Annotated in this window: 20 protein-coding genes; all 20 read left to right on the top strand. The window is 44.3% G+C overall.

Going from position 1 to position 17,861, the window contains the following annotated elements:
- Positions 1-228 precede the first annotated feature (228 nt).
- Positions 229-1,953: a DNA polymerase III subunit gamma/tau gene (gene dnaX, locus ACYQ4S_RS07480; RefSeq protein ID WP_459770349.1), complete on the top strand. Its 1,725-nt coding sequence runs from the start codon at positions 229-231 to the stop codon at positions 1,951-1,953.
- A gap of 16 nt (positions 1,954-1,969) precedes the next feature.
- Positions 1,970-2,290: a YbaB/EbfC family nucleoid-associated protein gene (locus ACYQ4S_RS07475; protein WP_346023750.1), complete on the top strand. Its 321-nt coding sequence runs from the start codon at positions 1,970-1,972 to the stop codon at positions 2,288-2,290.
- Between the two features lie 70 nt (positions 2,291-2,360).
- The gene (gene recR / locus ACYQ4S_RS07470; RefSeq protein WP_459770347.1) at positions 2,361-2,957 is read left to right on the top strand and encodes a recombination mediator RecR; all 597 of its coding nucleotides are present in this window, start codon (positions 2,361-2,363) and stop codon (positions 2,955-2,957) included.
- A gap of 11 nt (positions 2,958-2,968) precedes the next feature.
- Positions 2,969-3,196 carry a YaaL family protein gene (locus tag ACYQ4S_RS07465; RefSeq protein WP_346023748.1) on the top strand — a complete coding sequence of 76 codons (228 nt, stop codon included), beginning with the start codon at positions 2,969-2,971 and terminating at the stop codon, positions 3,194-3,196.
- 126 nt (positions 3,197-3,322) lie between these two features.
- Positions 3,323-3,964, top strand: coding sequence for a dTMP kinase (gene tmk / locus ACYQ4S_RS07460; RefSeq protein ID WP_459770345.1), 642 nt, complete (start codon positions 3,323-3,325; stop codon positions 3,962-3,964).
- Positions 3,965-3,985: 21 nt separating this feature from the next.
- Positions 3,986-4,315 (top strand): cyclic-di-AMP receptor, encoded by a 330-nt coding sequence (locus tag ACYQ4S_RS07455; protein WP_091482791.1) that lies wholly within the window; start codon positions 3,986-3,988, stop codon positions 4,313-4,315.
- 19 nt (positions 4,316-4,334) lie between these two features.
- Positions 4,335-5,333 carry a DNA polymerase III subunit delta' gene (holB, locus tag ACYQ4S_RS07450; RefSeq protein ID WP_459770343.1) on the top strand — a complete coding sequence of 333 codons (999 nt, stop codon included), beginning with the start codon at positions 4,335-4,337 and terminating at the stop codon, positions 5,331-5,333.
- 122 nt (positions 5,334-5,455) lie between these two features.
- A complete protein-coding gene (locus ACYQ4S_RS07445) occupies positions 5,456-5,800 on the top strand; it encodes a DNA replication initiation control protein YabA (RefSeq protein ID WP_091267407.1) in 345 nt (114 codons plus the stop codon).
- A 289-nt stretch (positions 5,801-6,089) separates the two neighbouring features.
- Positions 6,090-6,323 (top strand): glutaredoxin-like protein NrdH, encoded by a 234-nt coding sequence (gene nrdH / locus ACYQ4S_RS07440; RefSeq protein WP_091267404.1) that lies wholly within the window; start codon positions 6,090-6,092, stop codon positions 6,321-6,323.
- Between the two features lie 2 nt (positions 6,324-6,325).
- Positions 6,326-6,712 carry a class Ib ribonucleoside-diphosphate reductase assembly flavoprotein NrdI gene (gene nrdI, locus ACYQ4S_RS07435; protein WP_459770341.1) on the top strand — a complete coding sequence of 129 codons (387 nt, stop codon included), beginning with the start codon at positions 6,326-6,328 and terminating at the stop codon, positions 6,710-6,712.
- Positions 6,684-8,870, top strand: a complete 2,187-nt coding sequence (gene nrdE / locus ACYQ4S_RS07430; protein ID WP_459770339.1) for a class 1b ribonucleoside-diphosphate reductase subunit alpha — start codon at positions 6,684-6,686, stop codon at positions 8,868-8,870. Before nrdI ends, nrdE begins: the two co-directional genes overlap by 29 nt.
- 60 nt (positions 8,871-8,930) lie before the next feature.
- Positions 8,931-9,893, top strand: a complete 963-nt coding sequence (nrdF, locus tag ACYQ4S_RS07425) for a class 1b ribonucleoside-diphosphate reductase subunit beta (RefSeq protein ID WP_307724204.1) — start codon at positions 8,931-8,933, stop codon at positions 9,891-9,893.
- A gap of 152 nt (positions 9,894-10,045) precedes the next feature.
- Positions 10,046-12,247 (top strand): anaerobic ribonucleoside-triphosphate reductase, encoded by a 2,202-nt coding sequence (gene nrdD / locus ACYQ4S_RS07420; protein ID WP_459770337.1) that lies wholly within the window; start codon positions 10,046-10,048, stop codon positions 12,245-12,247.
- A gap of 1 nt (position 12,248) precedes the next feature.
- The gene (gene nrdG / locus ACYQ4S_RS07415; RefSeq protein ID WP_459770336.1) at positions 12,249-12,809 is read left to right on the top strand and encodes an anaerobic ribonucleoside-triphosphate reductase activating protein; all 561 of its coding nucleotides are present in this window, start codon (positions 12,249-12,251) and stop codon (positions 12,807-12,809) included.
- Positions 12,810-13,283: 474 nt separating this feature from the next.
- On the top strand, positions 13,284-14,042 hold the full coding sequence (locus ACYQ4S_RS07410; RefSeq protein WP_459770334.1) for a tRNA1(Val) (adenine(37)-N6)-methyltransferase: 759 nt from the start codon (positions 13,284-13,286) through the stop codon (positions 14,040-14,042).
- Positions 14,029-14,379 carry a GIY-YIG nuclease family protein gene (locus ACYQ4S_RS07405; protein WP_459770332.1) on the top strand — a complete coding sequence of 117 codons (351 nt, stop codon included), beginning with the start codon at positions 14,029-14,031 and terminating at the stop codon, positions 14,377-14,379. Before ACYQ4S_RS07410 ends, ACYQ4S_RS07405 begins: the two co-directional genes overlap by 14 nt.
- Positions 14,369-15,250 (top strand): 16S rRNA (cytidine(1402)-2'-O)-methyltransferase, encoded by an 882-nt coding sequence (gene rsmI / locus ACYQ4S_RS07400; RefSeq protein ID WP_459770330.1) that lies wholly within the window; start codon positions 14,369-14,371, stop codon positions 15,248-15,250. Before ACYQ4S_RS07405 ends, rsmI begins: the two co-directional genes overlap by 11 nt.
- 14 nt (positions 15,251-15,264) lie before the next feature.
- Entirely contained in the window at positions 15,265-16,059 is a 795-nt protein-coding gene (locus tag ACYQ4S_RS07395; RefSeq protein WP_459770329.1) for a hypothetical protein, read from the top strand.
- Positions 16,060-16,119: 60 nt separating this feature from the next.
- Positions 16,120-17,070 (top strand): NAD(P)-dependent oxidoreductase, encoded by a 951-nt coding sequence (locus tag ACYQ4S_RS07390; protein WP_459770327.1) that lies wholly within the window; start codon positions 16,120-16,122, stop codon positions 17,068-17,070.
- A 424-nt stretch (positions 17,071-17,494) separates the two neighbouring features.
- Positions 17,495-17,861 (top strand): transporter substrate-binding domain-containing protein (locus tag ACYQ4S_RS07385; protein WP_459770325.1); only part of this gene is annotated, 367 nt, incomplete at its 3' end.

Genomic DNA, 17,861 nt, shown 5'->3' with positions numbered 1-17,861 from the left:
AAAACCTCTTGGCATTGGCCAAGTAAAAGAAAATCAATGAGGCAGGGACTGCCTTTTGAGCCTACCCCTATCCGATTCCTCTGTCTGTATGAAGTCTGTGCAGATAAGAATGGAGTTCGTAGGAAGCACCCACTTCAAAATCCAAAGGATTTAAGTGGTGGGTAGTTCACATTCACTTCATTTTGGCCTATAATAGTGTAGAGCAAGTACCTAGAAAAGAGGGAGACAATGAGTTATCAAGCTTTATATCGTGTCTGGCGTCCCCAGCGGTTTTCAGACGTAGCTGGACAGGAGGCTGTCACCAAAACGCTTAAAAATGCCTTGAGTCAGGGCAATACCAGCCACGCCTATCTTTTCTCCGGACCTCGGGGAACAGGAAAGACCAGTGCGGCCAAAATTTTTGCTAAAGCCATGAACTGCCCTCATTCTCAAGATGGAGAGCCATGTAATGAGTGTGACATCTGTGAATCGATCACACGAGGGAATTTGAATGACGTCATTGAGATAGATGCCGCCAGTAATAACGGTGTAGAAGAAATAAGAGACATCAGGGAAAAGGCAAATTATGCGCCGACCCAGGCTGAGTATAAAGTATATATTATTGACGAGGTTCACATGCTGTCAATGGGAGCATTCAATGCACTTTTGAAGACACTCGAAGAGCCTCCTGCGAATGTCGTGTTCATTTTAGCTACAACTGAACCGCACAAAATTCCGCTGACGATCATTTCAAGGACGCAACGGTTTGATTTCAGACGTATTTCCCCTCAGGATATTATCAGACGGATGACATTTATTCTGCAGGAAAAGGACGTGGCTTACGAAGAAGATGCACTTCTGGCTATCGCCAAGGCGGCGGAAGGGGGTATGCGGGATGCTTTGAGCATACTCGATCAGGCCTTGTCCTTTTCAAGCGGGTCGGTCACTTTAGAAGATACGCTTCGAATCACCGGCAGCATCACTCAGGAGCTGCTGGGCGATTACGTCTCCGCTTCTTTAGTCAACGATACGGAGAAAGGATTGAGCCTGCTTCATGCGATCCTTCAGGAAGGAAAAGATGCCAACCGACTGGTCGATGACACGATCCTTTTCTGTAGAGACATCCTGATTTATAAGAAGACAGGGGAAGATGTCCTGCTTAAAATGAGTAAGGTCGATGACCAGTTCAAGACTCTCGCAGAAGAAGCCGATCCTGAAAAAATTTACGAAATCATTCGGGTCATGAATCAGACCCATCAGGAAATGAGGCTGTCCAGTCACGCGGAAGTTTATCTTGAAGTTGCGACAGTCCGACTGACCCAGCCTGTTTCAAAACCTGCGAGTGGATCGGCTGCTGGTCCTGTACAGGAAATGAAAGCAGACAACGGAGACATCGATGCATTGAAGAAGAAAATGCAGCAGATGCAGACACTGATCGAGCAGATGCAGCAGGGGGGGCAGAAACCTGCTGCGCCAAAAGCCTCGAACCAGTCACGTAAATCCAGGAAACAGCAGACGTTCAAGGTGAATCAGACACAGGTATTCAAAGTGCTGGAAAAAGCGACAAAAGGAGATCTGGTCAAGCTGAAAGATGTCTGGCCTGATCTGATTGATTTCCTGCCTGCAGGTCAGAAAGCAATAATGAAGACCTCCAAGCCAGTTGCGGCCAGTCCTAATGGGTTGGTTGTCACCTTTGATTATGATATTCTATGTGAGAGGGCTTCAAATGATTCCTTCCTTCTGGAATCGGTCGGTGACTATCTTGAAAAAGTGATCGGTCATCGTGCCGGGATGTGCAGTGTGCCGAGTGAACAATGGCCTGCAGTCCGTCAATCATTTATTCAGCAGATGAAAAATCAGTCCGGGGAATCTGAAGAAGTCTCCAGCGAAGAACAGTCAGAACCGGAAGAAGAACCCGTCGTGAGTGAAGCGATCGGTCTCTTCGGAGAAGAAATCGTAAATATTAAAGAATAAGAGAGGATGAATGCCGATGCGCGGTGGAATGGGAAATATGCAAGGTATGATGAAGAAAATGCAGAAGATGCAGAAAGAAATGGAACAGGCTCAGGCTGCTCTGAATGCAACAGAGTTTACTGGATCAGCTAATGATGACCTGGTGACAGTCAAATTTACAGGAGACAAAACATGTCGGGAAGTTAGAATCAAAGAAGACATCGTTGATCCTGAAGATGTGGAAATCATTGAAGACCTCGTTCTTTTAGCTGTAAACGATGCGTTAGGTAAAATCGATGAAGAAACTGAAAAAACAATGGGCAAGTACTCTAAAGGATTAGGAATCCCAGGATTATAATCTGGAGGAATGTTTGTAGACTGTATGACGAGTATGGATCTATTCGTTTCGCAGTAGAAAGGAAACGGTTATGCACTATCCAGAACCGATAGCACAATTGATGGAGAGTTATATGAAACTGCCAGGAATCGGGGAGAAAACAGCTGCCCGCCTGGCTTTTTATACGGTGAATATGAAAGAAGATGACGTGACCCGTTTTGCCAAGTCACTGATCAGCGTTAAACGTGACCTGACATACTGTTCGGTCTGTGGGAACATGACACAGAATGACCCATGTGATATCTGCGAAGACAAGAATCGGGACCAGTCTGTCATCTTAGTAGTGGAGCAGGCAAAAGACGTGATAGCAATGGAGAAGATGCATGAATTCAAAGGCTTGTATCATGTCCTTCATGGCGTGCTCTCTCCTATTGAAGGGACTGGCCCGGAGGATATCAATATTCCTGTCCTGATCAAACGTCTTCAGAAAGATGAAGTCAAGGAAGTTATCGTTGCGACCAATGCAACAGCTGAAGGAGAGGCAACGGCAATGTATCTGTCGAGACTGATCAAGCCGGCAGGAATCAAAGTCACACGTCTGGCCCATGGTTTATCGGTTGGCAGTGATATTGAATATGCCGACGAAGTTACTCTGCTGAAAGCTGTTGAAGGCAGAAGAGAAATGTAGGGGATCATAGTATGGGATTGTTCAGAAAAAAACACCAGCTTAAGAATACGTACGATGATAAACTGATCGCACTCATCAATAAGCAGAAAAAACTGTACGAAGCCGATAAGCAACTGGAAGAACTGATGATCAAGGACCATCCGGAATGGGAAGTACAGCTTAAACTTCAAAAGGCCAAGTATTTTTATCTCTTTAAAGAAGCGCGTATCAGACAGGTTAGAGGGGATCATCTTAGTTAATAACACGAAGGGTGCGGTCAGTGACTGTACCCTATTTATTTTTTACTTGATATAGAAAGAATAGACAACCTCTCCTCATCTAACGTATAATATAAGTAGAAATCGATTAGAAAGTTGGAAGAAGGCTTGAAGGGACTATTTATAACTATTGAAGGGCCTGATGGAGCAGGTAAAAGCAGCCTGGTCAGAAGACTTCAAAAGGCCATACAGGAGGAAACAGACCGTCCTTTAGTAATGACAAGGGAACCTGGTGGAAGTGATATTGCCGAAGAGATCAGAGAAATCCTGCTCAATCCTGTACATACTAAGATGGATGCCAGAACTGAAGCGCTGCTTCTCGCTGCTGGAAGGCGACAGCATGTCGTTGAAAAGATCAGACCGGCATTGAGCAGAGGAGACATCGTCTTATGTGACCGTTTTGTCGATAGTTCGATCGCTTATCAGGGGCAGGCTAGAGGAATTGGTGTAGAAGAAGTCAAGGCCATTAATGCCTTCGCTATTGAAGGGTTAAAACCTGATCTGACGATCTATCTTGATGTCGCAGCGGAAGTCGGCTTGTCACGCATACGGGACAAGAAATCCAACCGTTCTCAGGATCGCCTTGAGCTTGAAACCGTCACTTTTCATGAAGAAGTAAGAAAGGGATACGCTCGGCTGATCAGTCAGGAACCCGAGCGGTTTTCCATTATCGATGCATCTCAGGCAGAAGAAAAAGTATTTGAAGATACCTGGGCAGTCATCAAAGCAAAACTGAATGACACATATTGAAAATAAGAAAGGATGATCACGATGAAACTAATCGTAGCAATTGTACAGAATCAGGACAGCAAACGTCTGGCAGATGAATTTGTGGAGAACGGAATCAGAGCCACAAAACTCTCTTCCACCGGTGGGTTTTTAAGATCAGGTAATACAACATTCCTGTTAGGGGTAGAGGACCGGAAAGTTGACGAGGTACTTGAACTGATCAAAGAGAACTGTTCAACCCGCAGCCAGACAATGATGAGCCCACCGTCTTATGATTTTACTCTGGAATCAGACCTGACGTATCCAGTGGATGTTGAAGTTGGAGGAGCGACGTTATTCGTTCTGCCAATCGACCAGTTCCTGCAATTTTAATCGAGAAAGAGGACAGATAATGTCTACTCAAACAATCAAACAGCCGAGCATTCAGCGGCTGTTTCTTCAGTTGCTTAATCAGAAGACACTGCAGCATGCCTATCTGTTCGAAGGCAAAGCGGGTACTGGAAAAAAAGACATGGCCATGTGGGTCACGCAGTCTCTTTACTGTCCGGAAAGCAGCAGCGAGGGCGGAGCCTGTCAGACCTGCCAGACGTGTCAACGAATCAGAGCGCATTATCATCCGGATGTTATTGAAATCGAACCGGATGGTCAGTCAATTAAAATTGGACAAGTCAGAAGCCTGAAAGAAGAGTTTACAAAAAGTGGAATGGAAAGCCGCCGGAAAGTCGTCATCGTTGAAGATGTAGAAAAAATGACGATCCAGGCTGCAAACAGCCTGCTTAAATTTCTGGAAGAACCGGATGGAGAAATCTACCTGTTTCTTCTGACCACGGCAAAGCACAGACTGCTGGACACGATCCTGTCTCGCTGTCAGCTGATTCATTTTCCTCAGCTGCCTAAAGAAGAGCGACTGTCTCTTCTTGTCGAGCGTGGCATTTCAAAAGAAAAGGCAGCTTTGCTGATCCATCTGACAAGTGATGCCGATCAGGCCCAGGAACTGGCTGAAAATGAAGAGTTGCTTCAATTGGTACAGGCAGTCTGGAAATGGTTCAGTTTCATGTCCAAGAAAGATGATCAGGCCTTTGTTTATGTGCATACCGATCTGATGCCTCTGGCTCGTGAGAAGAAAGATCAGCTGATGGTCATGGATCTGGTTCTGATCCTTCTTCAGGATATACTGAACAGCCAGGTGAGTGAAGCACATGTTTATGCATTCGAAAAGTATAAGGAGACTATTCAGTCAGGAGCTCAGCGTTTTCGTCCATTGGCGATAGCTGAAATGATGGAAGTCATTTTGAACGGGAAGAAAATGCTTGACAGTAATGTCGCTGCCCAGGGGGTTTTTGAAGACTGCTCGCTGCAGATTGTTGATGTCATCAGGAATAAAAGATAAATGAAAAGACTCTCAGTTCATTTGGCTTTTTCATTCTAATCATGGTATGCTATAAAAAGATGTGAGAAATCGACTCGCTTCAATCAGCAGGTGACGATGAAAGAACAAAGAAGTGGTGACGTATGAATAAAAAAGAATTGCACGATACATTTTCTGATTTAGAATCTCAAGCAGAAGCCACCTTGAAAATTATAAAAAACATGAAAGAAGAGTTATCTCATCTGACCGAAGATAATCATGTTTTACGGATGGAGAATCAGCACCTACGAGATCGGTTAGCAGAAATCATGAAACAGCAATCACTCGAAAAGCAGATTACTGACACAGGTATGACTAAGTCCCGTTTAAATCTTGAAAAAATATATGAAGACGGCTTCCATGTCTGTAACTTGTTTTACGGATCGAGAAGAGACGGCGATGAGCCATGTGCATTTTGTCTTGAAGTAATCTATGGTGAAAGAAAGTAGAACCACAATATATAGTGTTTAGAAAAAAACAAATAAGTTCTTAACAATTAAACACTCCCGACAAATGTGCGTTTGTGCGTTTAGCTCGGGAGTGTGTTTTTGTTTCGGACGCTATATGTTGTGTTCGGTTTAAAAATAAACAATATATCTAGTGCTTTGGACTTGATTTTTTATTTTACTACTGTAAAATAAAGTTATCGTAAAAAAACAAAAAAATCACTCAAATTAAAAGACACACAACATGTAGTGTCTAAGGGTTTTATGGAAAAGTGCCATGGAGGAGATAACAATGCAAAATACACCAGTAGTCGTTTATTCAAAACCGAATTGCATGCAGTGCAACTTCACGAAAAAATTCCTGGAAGACAAGGGGATTCCTTACCAGATCAAAGACATCGAAGAGAATGAGAAGGCTGTTGATGAAGTGAAGAGCCTGGGATTCAGTTCACTTCCAGTGGTCATTGCTGAGGGCATTGAAGCGTTCCACGGATTCAGACCGGACTTGCTGAACAGACTGGCATAAGAATGAAAGTTGTGTACTTTTCTCTGACAGGACAGACCAGAAAATTTGTGAAGAAACTAAATATGGATTTGCTGGAGCTTGATCCAGCAAATCCTTTTATTGACATGGAAGAGCCCTTTATCATTGTCACACCGACTTATGACGGGGAAGTCAGTGATCTGCTGAATGATTTTTTAGAAACGGGCAGAAATAAGGAATTATTCAACGGAATAGCTGGCGGAGGAAATCTGAACTTCGGCAAGCTATTTATCTTTACAGCTAAGGATATAGCTGAAGCGTACCAGGTTCCTCTGCTTCACCAGTTCGAATTTCAGGGAACAGACGAAGACGTAAGAAAATTGAAGAAAGCGGTGAAAGATCTTGGCTTCGAACAGCACAGTGAAAGATAAAACAAATGAGATCACATATTTTAAATTAAATAACCAGATAAACAGACCGGTAAATAACCAGATTCCCCTCCAAAAAGATCAGGAGGCTGTACGTGCGTACTTTAAAGAGCACGTCAATCCCAATACTGTTCCTTTCGAGTCGGTTTCTGAAAAGATAGATTTTCTGATCGAACAGGATTTTATAGAAGAAGGATTTATAAATAAATACAGTAGAACATTCATAGAGCAATTATTCGAAGAGCTATATCTGAAAGAGTTTCGTTTCCGTTCATTCATGGGCGCTTACAAATTCTACACTCAGTATGCCCTGAAAACTGACGATGGTACACGTTATCTGGAGCGATTTGAAGACCGTATCGCGTTCAACGCGTTGTACTTAGCAGACGGAAACGAAGACTTGGCCAGACATATAGCCGATGAAATCATTCATCAGCGCTATCAGCCGGCTACACCGACGTTCCTTAACGCTGGAAGAAAGCGTCGTGGGGAACTAGTCTCATGCTTCCTTATCCAGGCAACAGATGATATGAACAGCATTGGCCGTGTCATCAACTCAGCGCTTCAGCTGTCTCGTATTGGAGGCGGAGTGGGCGTGAACCTGACGAACTTAAGAGCAGCAGGGGATCCGATCAAGAAAATCGAAAATGCTTCAAGTGGCGTGCTGCCAGTTATGAAACTTCTGGAAGACAGTTTCAGCTATTCGAATCAGCTAGGCCAGAGAAATGGTGCAGGAGCGGTTTATCTTAATGTATTCCACCCAGATATTCTACGTTTTCTGTCAACGAAAAAGGAAAACGCTGATGAAAAAGTGCGTGTAAAAACACTGTCTCTTGGTGTCGTCGTTCCGGATAAATTTTATGAGCTGGCGGCTCATAACGGAGATATGTACTTGTTCAGTCCGTACGATGTCGAACGCATATACGGTGAACCTTTTGCGTATATCGATATCACAAAAGAATACGACAATCTGGTCGCTAACCCTGAAATCAAGAAAACGAAAATCAATGCGCGTGAACTGGAAAATGAAATTTCCAAACTTCAGCAGGAATCCGGCTATCCTTACGTCATCAACATCGATACGGCGAATAGAGAGAACCCGGTATACGGCACGATCACGATGAGTAACCTGTGCAGTGAGATCCTTCAAATTCAGGAGCCTTCTCTTATTAAAGATAATCAGGAATATGAAATCATGGGGACGGATATCAGCTGTAACCTGGGATCGACAAATGTCGTCAACCTGATGAATACGCCGGACTTCGAAATGTCTGTGGATACGATGGTACGTGCCCTGACTTATGTGACGGATCAGTCAAGCATCGAAGCGGTGCCGACAGTCAAGAACGGAAACGACAAGTACCATACGATCGGTCTGGGCGCAATGGGTCTGCATACGTTCTTTGCTTTGAACCAGATGCATTATGGATCACCGGAGTCTGTAGAATTTACAGATGCCTACTTCATGCTTTTAAACTACTATACATTGAAGGCCAGCAACAAGATGGCTGCTGAACGCGGTCAAGTGTTCCATAATTTTGAGAAATCGTCTTATGCAGACGGCAGTTATTTTGACCGCTATACTGAATCTTCTTTCACTTTTGCACATGATAAAGTGGCACAGATCTTCAAGGAACGCGGCATTGCTGTACCGACAAAAGAAGACTGGGATCAGCTGAAAGAAGACGTGAAGAAAGACGGTCTGTATCATCAGAACCGATTGGCTGTTGCACCGACTGGATCGATCAGCTATGTCAACGAAACCTCAGCGAGTATCCATCCGATCACTCGTCTGGTAGAAGAGCGTCAGGAAAAGCTGACAGGTAAAACCTATTATCCTGCTCCATATCTATCGAATGACACCATGCCGTACTATGTCAGTGCCTATGATATGGATATGCGTAAAGTGATCGATATCTATGCTGCGGCACAGAAGCACGTCGATCAGGGAATGAGTCTTACTCTCTTCATGCGTTCAGTGATTCCTGAAGGTCTCTATGAGTGGAAAGAAGGCAGAACGAACAAACAGACCACACGTGACCTGACACTGCTTAGACATTATGCACACAAAAAAGGCATCAAGTCGATTTACTACATCCGTACATTTACTGATGATGAGGAAGAAATCGGCGCAAATGCATGTGAGAGCTGTACGATATAAGCTACAAACAGAATGACAGTGACGAAAGCAGTCGTCAGTTGTAATGAAGGAGAGTTTAAAGTGACTGAAACCTATAAAGCGATCAACTGGAATCGTATAGAAGACATGATCGACAAGCTGACATGGGAAAAACTGGTCGAGCAGTTCTGGACCGATACGCGTATTCCCTTGTCGAACGACTTAAGTGACTGGAACAAGCTGTCACTTGACGAAAAGGATATGATCGCCAAAGTATTCGGAGGCCTGACACTTCTGGATACACTCCAGTCTCAGGATGGAATCGAATCACTGAAGAAGCACAGCCGGACGCAGCATGAAGAAGCGGTCTACAACAACATCGAGTTCATGGAATCGATGCATGCCAAGAGCTACAGTGCCATATTCAGTACACTTAATACGAAATCAGAGATAGATGACATCTTTGACTGGACGCACAGCAATCCGATGCTTCAGAAAAAAGCTCAGATCATCAATGCGATTTATCAGGAAGGCACGGAGCTTCAGAAAAAAGTTGCCAGTGTATTCCTTGAGTCTTTCCTGTTTTATTCGGGTTTTTACGCACCACTACGGTATCTGGGAAACAGTAAGCTGACTAATGTGGCTGAAATCATCAAGCTGATCCTGCGCGATGAATCGGTTCACGGGACATATATTGGCTATAAATTCCAGATCGGGTTCAATCAGCTGACTGAATCAGAACAGGAAGAGATGAAAAACTGGACCTACGATTTGCTTTTTAAGTTGTATGAAAATGAGATGGAGTACACGAGTTATCTGTATGACTCCATCGGATGGACAGAAAGTGTCGGAACATTCCTGCGCTATAATGCCAACAAAGCGCTGCAGAACCTGGGATTCGATCCACTGTTCCCGGACACTGCGGAGGATGTGGATCCGATCATCATGAACGGAATTTCTACTGGAACAAGCAACCACGACTTCTTCTCTCAAGTAGGGAACGGGTATCTGGTCGGGATGGTTGAATCGATGTCAGATAATGATTATGTTGAATGGTTCAGCTAATTAAAGATTAAATAGAGAAAAGGCGTCTTTTCATAGAGGCGCCTGCACTCTATACATGTGATACATAAAATTCACAATCATTTTTTTTAGACTCACTTGTGAAAAATATTTCAAACTAAAAAGGTAAAAATTAAGAAGGATGGTGCGGTGTGATGCAGAAAGTGAAGTGGAACGACAGGAAAATTGCGGAACATAACGAAAAAGTTATCAATGATGGGCTGAAAGATGTACAGAAACGTGACGGACGTATGCAGAAGTACAGCCGAAAAAAAATAACTGAAGCCTTGTTTCAGGCCGTGGAGCAGCTGGATCTGAACTACAGTATAGACGACTTGAAAGCTATTGCCTATGAAGTAGAGGAAATGATTCTCTATAAGAATTTGACACACCTGAATACGAAAGAAATCGACTTTATGGTTCTGGATATCCTGAAATCATATGAGTACGATGATCTGGCAGAAGGCTATATCCAAAGACGCGAGGAAAAAGAAAAGGAACGTGAAACGAGACGAGACGTTAATGCAATGATCAAGAGTCTGCTTCAGAAAGAAAAATCCATTGTCAATGAAAATGCCAATAAAGACAGCAAAGTGTTCAATACTCAGCGTGATCTGACGGCAGGAATTGTAGGCAAGGCGCTTGGACTGAAAATGCTGCCGCCTCATGTGGCTAATGCGCATGAAAAAGGTGAGCTGCACTATCATGATCTGGACTATACCCCTTACGCACCGATGAGTAACTGCTGCCTGATCGATTTCAAACATATGTTTGAAGAAGGTTTCCAAATCGGAAATGCAGAAGTGGGATCTCCGAAGTCCATTCAGACCGCGGCAGCTCAGACGGCTCAGATCATTGCCAACGTGGCATCAAGTCAGTACGGTGGCTGCAGCTTCGACCGGATCGATGAAGTACTGGCACCATATGCCGAACTGAATTACAAGAAGCATATGAAAACAGCAAGCGACTGGATCGAAGGAGAAGAAAGACAGCAGGCCTTTGCAACAGAAAAGACAAAGAAAGACATATACGATGCGATGCAGAGTCTGGAATACGAGATCAATACTCTTTATACTTCACAGGGTCAGACGCCGTTCACCAGTCTGGGATTTGGACTGGGCTCCAACTGGATCGAAAGAGAAATACAGAAAGCGATTCTCAAAGTCCGTATAAACGGGTTAGGGAAAGAAAAGAGAACGGCTATTTTTCCCAAACTGATTTTTACACTTAAACGAGGGTTGAACCTTAACCCGGAAGAGCCCAACTACGATATCAAAACGCTTGCGCTGGAGTGTTCAACTAAACGCATGTACCCAGATGTGCTGAACTATGATAAACTGATCGACATTACAGGAAGTTTCAAAACACCGATGGGCTGCCGGTCCTTCCTTCAGGGATGGAAAGATGAACAGGGAAATGATGTCGCAGCTGGTCGAATGAATCTTGGTGTCGTCACGTTGAACATTCCGCGGATCGCGATAGAGTCAAAAGGCAATAAAGACAAATTCAGTGCGCTGCTGGAGGAACGTCTTCAGGTGGTAAAGGATGCGATAATGTTTAAAGCTGAACGCGTGATGGATGCGGAGCCGGCTAATGCACCGATTTTATATATGCATGGCGCTTTCGGCAAGCGACTCTCAAAGGAAGACAAGGTATCTCAGCTGTTCCTCAACAAACGTGCAACAATATCCTTAGGCTATATCGGTCTGTACGAAGCGGCTGCTCAATTCTTCGGACCGGAATGGGAAAGTGATGAAGAAGCCAAGCAGTTTACCTTGTCTATAATGAAAGAACTGAAACAGCATGCAGATGAGTGGGGGAATGAGAGTGGCATTCATGTCAGCGTATATTCGACCCCAAGTGAAAGTCTGACGGACCGTTTCTGCAAACTGGATACTGAAAAATTCGGACTGATCAAGGACATTACAGAAAAAGGCTACTATACAAACAGTTTCCATTATGATGTACGGAAGAATCCGACACCGTTTGAGAAACTCGATTTTGAAAAAGATTATCCACAATTCACAGGAGGCGGCTTTATCCACTACTGTGAGTACCCTAAACTTCAGACGAATCCAAAAGCACTTGAAGCAGTCTGGGACTATGCGTATGACCGGGTCGGATATCTGGGAACAAATACACCGATCGATCACTGTTATGAATGCGACTTCGAAGGGGACTTCAAACCAACAGAAAATGGATTTGAATGCCCGGGCTGTGGAAACACGAATCCTGAAACGTGTGATGTGGTCAAGCGGACTTGTGGGTATCTAGGTAATCCACAGAAGCGTCCAATGGTTGAAGGGCGTCATAAAGAAATTGCCTCACGTGTGAAACATATAAAAGGGACTGATTGATATGCCTGCAGATCCAATCTCATGGACATCAGAACGCTTCAGTAAGAATTATGTCGCGGATTACAAACCTTACAACTTCGTGGATGGCGAAGGGGTCAGATGCAGCATTTACGTGAGTGGCTGTCCATTCGCCTGCAAGGGCTGCTACAACAAAGTGGCCCAGAATTTCAGTTACGGTTCACCCTATACAGAAGAGCTGGAAAATCAGATCATAGCAGATCTCAGTGCAGACTACTGCCAGGGGCTGACTCTGCTTGGCGGAGAACCATTCCTCAATACTGGGGTCACGATCCCCCTTTGTGAGCAGGTGCGTGAAACCTTCGGATGGAACAAGGATATCTGGTCCTGGACAGGCTATACGTGGGACGAACTGATGCAGGGGACAGAAGATAAACGTCGACTCCTTGACCTGATCGATGTGCTTGTGGACGGCCGTTTTGAGCAGGACAAGATGAACCTCAACCTGGCATTCAGAGGCAGCTCGAATCAGCGCATCATCGATGTACAGCAGTCTCTGAACAGAGGAGAAGTGGTCTTGTGGAACAATGGGGAGTATATCTAATGCGTTGTAGAATCGTTTCAACTAAGGACGTGGATTTTCTCCTTAAAAAACAGCGGTGAGCGTCTGATTACCATTTATTCGTTAGACGTGGTATACTATAAGGACGTTGAAAGTAGATATGAAGTATTATATAAACACGTTTTAATGAAGTTTATTCGCACTGGCGCAGCTTTGGGGCTGTAAGGACGTGATAGAGGTAGGGATCATGTCGTTTAAATGAGAAACTTAGTAGTATAGATATGAATAGAAATAACCAGCGATTTGCTTTACAAATATTTATTTTTGACCAGAAAGCCACTCACTTTTGAGTGGCTTTTGTCAATTGTCCGGGAATCAGTGAGTTGAATTGAGCTAATGTGCCGGGCGACATACATAAATTAATAAACCAGACACTGAATCTTTTTAGAAATTGCGACACAGCTCCATATTTATTTTGGTATACTGATACTAATCAAATGATAAAGGAAGAATGCAGTGAGTACTGAACTAAAAGGAGATGAACGGATCGATCAGCTGATGCAGTTTGGTCTGGACATCATTCAAAGCCCGTCTGTCTTTTCATTTTCCCTGGACGCTGTCCTTTTGGGTCATTTTGCTAAAGTACCTGGACATGACCGGGCAGAGATAGTGGATCTCTGTTCTGGAAATGGAGCTGTTGCGCTTATGCTCAGCGGACAGACAAGGAGTCGCATCAAGGCTGTAGAAATCCAGGAGAGACTGGCGGATATGGCCCGACGAAGCGTGGAACTGAATGGTTTAACAGAACAGATCGACATCATACACGCTGATGTCAATAAAGTGCATAAGCACATTAAAAAGGATTCCATCGATATCATCACATGTAATCCACCTTATTTCACCGTTTCAGACAGCAGCCGGAAGAATCCCAACGAACATCTGGCCATAGCGAGACATGAGTTGCATCTGACTGTGAAAGAGCTGATGAAAGCCACATCAGGCCTGCTTAAAACAAAAGGAAAAGCCTATTTTGTTCACCGACCGGAGCGGTTCTTTGACATTCTCGATGCGATGAGAGAAGTGGATCTGGCTCCCAAGAGAATCCGTTTCGTTTATCCGAAGCCGGACCGGGAAGCGAATATGCTGCTGATTGAGGGGATTAAACAAGGCAAAGAAGACGGATTGAAGATCCTTCCCCCATTATATGTATTTGACGAAGAGGGAAACTACTTTCCGGAAGTGAGAAGGATGATTTACGGCAATGAGCAAGACTAGCGATATCAAAGACAATCAAGCCAGCTATTTTTATGTCCTCCATTGCAGGGACGGGACGCTTTACGGCGGATACACGACAGATCTGGCCCGCCGGCTGAATGAACATAATGAAGGGATCGGTGCAAAATATACTCGTCCCAAACAAAGACGCCCGCTGAAGATGATTTATGCTGAAGCACATGGCTCAAGAAGTGAGGCAACAAAAGCGGAAGCCGCGTTCAAGAAGCTTGCGCGCAGACAGAAAGACCAGTATCTGGCCAGCAATGGGGTCAGCAGACCTTACAAGGAACAGAAACAATGTATAGTGAAAGAGGTGAGGCAGCTACATGAAAATTAGTCAGAAAAGCTTTGAAGAACAGGATGCAGGACGATTGTACTTAGTACCGACCCCTATCGGCAACCTTGAGGACATGACTTTCCGTGCCATTCGCACACTTAAGGAAGTAGATGTGATTGCTTCGGAAGATACAAGAAATACCCAGAAACTGCTAAATCATTTCGAAATTGATACAGCTCAGGTCAGTTATCATGAGCACAATATTAATGAGCGGACGCCTCAGCTGATAGAGAAAATGCTTAGTGGACAGTCGATAGCGCAGGTGAGTGATGCAGGTATGCCGTCGATCAGTGATCCTGGAGTCGAATTAGTGAAGGAAGCAATCAAGCAGGGGGTTTCTGTTATCCCATTGCCCGGTCCCAATGCGGCTTTGACAGCACTGATTGCATCCGGTATCAGCCCCCAACCTTTTTACTTCTATGGTTTTCTGCCGAGGAAGAAAAAAGAACTTGTGTCAACACTCAAGGAATTGAACAGACGAAGCGATACACTGGTCTTTTACGAGTCTCCGCATCGGGTCAGACAAGTGGTCGAGCAGATGGTAGCTGTATTTGGTCAGGAACGTCAGCTCGTTCTGGCAAGAGAAGTGACCAAGCGTTTTGAAGAATTCGTACGCGGAAACGCAGAAGAGGTCCTAAAGCGGCTTCAGAACGAACAAATCAGAGGAGAATTCGTTCTGATTGCAGAAGGAAACAGTGCGCCTCAGGAAGAAGAGGCAGCAAGCTGGGAATCATTAAGCTTGAAAGAACATGTCGAGGCTGTGATGGATGAACAGAACTTTTCCAGTAAAGAGGCAATCAAGGAAGTGGCTGTTCTGCGTGGGAGGAAAAAGCGGGAGGTCTACGCCGCTTATCACAATATCGAAGATTAAAGGAGGAAACAGACATGAGCAATAAACATTGGATCTTAGCTGTAGCAGTAATGGGACTGGGACTAAGTGCCTGCCAGCAGAATGAAGCCGTTCAGGAGGAAGAAGTGGCAGTGACCATTGAAGAGCCTGAAGAAGATACCGAAAATGATGGAGAAGTGTCCGTAGAAGAACCCGAAGAAGAAGCAGATGAGTTCCTGGAGCACTATCAGAGTCTTCTTGATCAGGCCAGACGAGAATATGAAGCCGACCAGCTGGATGCAGCAGCGGGGACCTTGAGTCTTCTCATGGAAAATGATCTTGAGGAGTATCCTGAATTAAGTGAAGAAGCTGAAGGACTTCTTGATGAGATCAGAGAAATTCAGGCTGATAGAGCAGCGCAAGTTGCTGGAGCCCTAAGTGAAGAGTCCAGATATAAAGAAGAACGTCAGTCTGCCCTGTATTCTGATGACTACTTCAATGCAACTGGACTATCGATGGAAGAAGCATCCGATGAGGAACTGGATGTCTGGTTCGCTCAGAAAGAAGAAGCTGAGGAAGAGTCTGACGAAGTTGAGCATGAATGGACAAAAGAAGAGGCAGAAAATTATGCTTTCGATCAGCTGATGCTTCATGAAAATCTGGCTTTTGAAAAATACATTTATTTTGTCAACCAGGCAGAACAGGACTGGGTCAACATTGAAGTCAGAGAACCTGTCGAACAAGATGGGGTTGCATGGTCCAATATGATCGGCATCTACCGGTTCAATGTCTCTACTAATGAGCTTCAGAAACTTGATACGGTCACCGGACAGTATTCCTCTCTGCCATAATCACTGATAGTTGAGTTTTCATAAAGGAATCTATACACTATCAGAGAGGGAGTGAGTGATGTGACAAAAGTGATACTTAGTCTAAGACCATTTAAAGACAAGCAGCTCGAGGCACTCAAAGAGAGGACAGAAGACTACACAGTGGCGTCTTCGCTTGAAGATGTCTCTTCTATTTCAGATATCGAGATCGTTTATGGATGGAACAAGGAAGAAGGGCCCCGCCTTCTGGACAGTGACGATCTGAATGTCAAATGGATCCAGCTTGAATCTGCAGGTGTGGATTATATGGATCTGGAAAAACTGAAAGATAAAGGCATAGTGTTGACTAATGCGAGCGGCATACATAAATATGCCATTGCAGAGTCCATTATGGGGATGCTGCTGAGTTACACGAGAGGTATCGGCCATTCTATCCTGATGCAGAATCAGTCAAAATGGGACCAGGTCGATAGGGCACGTGAAATGAATCAGAAGACGATGCTGATCGTTGGTGCCGGAGAAATTGGCAAGCAGACCGGGAAACTGGCAAAAGCATTCGGGATGCATACGATAGGAGTCAACCGAAGCGGGCAAAAGGTCGAGTATATGGATGAGCAGGTAACTCAGGAAGATTTGAAAAAAGCTTTACGGCTGGCAGATGTCGTCGTCAATATTTTACCTCTGACGGATCAGACGAAGGACTTATTCGATCTCCACCTGTTTAAAGAAATGAAAGAAACAGCCATTTTCATCAATGTCGGACGCGGTCAGACTGTAGTCACAGATGATCTGCTGGAGGCACTGGATAAAGGGTTTCTGGAATATGCAGCTTTAGATGTCGTTCATCAGGAGCCGCTGCCGGAAGAACACCCGATTTACAGACGGAAAGATGTCCTGCTGACGCCGCATATATCAGGGACGCTTGACGATTATGACGAGAGTTTGTTCCCTGTATTTGAAGAAAACCTGGACGCTTACCTTAAGGGAGAGGACTTGCCGAGAAATGTAGTCAGCTACGAATCGGGCTACTGATATAGAGATAAATGACTGACCACATAAATGCACTTTTAACCTCACTAAGAGAGGAATTCTCTTAGTGAGGTTTTTCGTATTTTAAACGATAGCCTAGAAAAGGATGGGGAAATCACAAATATAACTAGTAACATATATTTGATGAAGTTAGTAAATGTGACAAACCTGTCACAAATGTGAAAGCGTAGACAACTTATAATTTATATAACGTCTGTTTTTTGAGAACCGGGATCAAGTTATTTTTAGGTTAATTAATAACGAGTAATTTTTAATTTAATTATTCCATTTAGATTTATCACACTATATAATAATCTAAGTAATATGCAATGCTAGGAAATGAACCTCACCTCAGCTAATAAAGTTAAAAGACTGGAATCATCGCACTTTGTTTCTGAATACTATTTGAGCATAGGAGGAATACCAGATGAAGAATTATAGCAAATATTTACTGAGTGCAGCTGCACTATTGACCCTGACAGCCTGTGCAGGAGGTAATGACGAAGCAGAAGGTGTGGATGGGGATAATACATCAGCCACTTCCGGTGAAACACTCTCAGCTGTACTGGACCGTGGAGAACTGAATGCAGGTGTAAATGATCAGCTGCCCGGTTTCGGGTATGTGGATAGTGATGGAAACTACACAGGATTTGATATCGACTTTGCCAAAGCAATTGCTGCCGGCGTGCTCGGTGATGCTGAAGCGGTCAATTATCGCCCGCTTTCTGCTCAGGAGAGATTTACAGCTGTTCAGACTGGTGAAGTAGATGTCCTTCTGAGAAACACGACCTGGA

The sequence above is a fragment of the Alkalibacterium sp. s-m-28 genome, assembly GCF_054658175.1.
This window is presented reverse-complemented; position numbering and strand designations above follow the sequence as displayed.

What these genes read in the sequence shown, in the direction of transcription:
- dnaX (WP_459770349.1), top strand. Translation starts at nt 229, where the DNA reads ATGAGTTATCAAGCTTTATATCGTGTCTGGCGTCCCCAGCGGTTTTCA.
- ACYQ4S_RS07475 (WP_346023750.1), top strand. Translation starts at nt 1,970, where the DNA reads ATGCGCGGTGGAATGGGAAATATGCAAGGTATGATGAAGAAAATGCAG.
- recR (WP_459770347.1), top strand. Translation starts at nt 2,361, where the DNA reads ATGCACTATCCAGAACCGATAGCACAATTGATGGAGAGTTATATGAAA.
- ACYQ4S_RS07465 (WP_346023748.1), top strand. Translation starts at nt 2,969, where the DNA reads ATGGGATTGTTCAGAAAAAAACACCAGCTTAAGAATACGTACGATGAT.
- ACYQ4S_RS07455 (WP_091482791.1), top strand. Translation starts at nt 3,986, where the DNA reads ATGAAACTAATCGTAGCAATTGTACAGAATCAGGACAGCAAACGTCTG.
- holB (WP_459770343.1), top strand. Translation starts at nt 4,335, where the DNA reads ATGTCTACTCAAACAATCAAACAGCCGAGCATTCAGCGGCTGTTTCTT.
- ACYQ4S_RS07445 (WP_091267407.1), top strand. Translation starts at nt 5,456, where the DNA reads ATGAATAAAAAAGAATTGCACGATACATTTTCTGATTTAGAATCTCAA.
- nrdH (WP_091267404.1), top strand. Translation starts at nt 6,090, where the DNA reads ATGCAAAATACACCAGTAGTCGTTTATTCAAAACCGAATTGCATGCAG.
- nrdI (WP_459770341.1), top strand. Translation starts at nt 6,326, where the DNA reads ATGAAAGTTGTGTACTTTTCTCTGACAGGACAGACCAGAAAATTTGTG.
- nrdD (WP_459770337.1), top strand. Translation starts at nt 10,046, where the DNA reads ATGCAGAAAGTGAAGTGGAACGACAGGAAAATTGCGGAACATAACGAA.
- nrdG (WP_459770336.1), top strand. Translation starts at nt 12,249, where the DNA reads ATGCCTGCAGATCCAATCTCATGGACATCAGAACGCTTCAGTAAGAAT.
- ACYQ4S_RS07405 (WP_459770332.1), top strand. Translation starts at nt 14,029, where the DNA reads ATGAGCAAGACTAGCGATATCAAAGACAATCAAGCCAGCTATTTTTAT.
- rsmI (WP_459770330.1), top strand. Translation starts at nt 14,369, where the DNA reads ATGAAAATTAGTCAGAAAAGCTTTGAAGAACAGGATGCAGGACGATTG.
- ACYQ4S_RS07395 (WP_459770329.1), top strand. Translation starts at nt 15,265, where the DNA reads ATGAGCAATAAACATTGGATCTTAGCTGTAGCAGTAATGGGACTGGGA.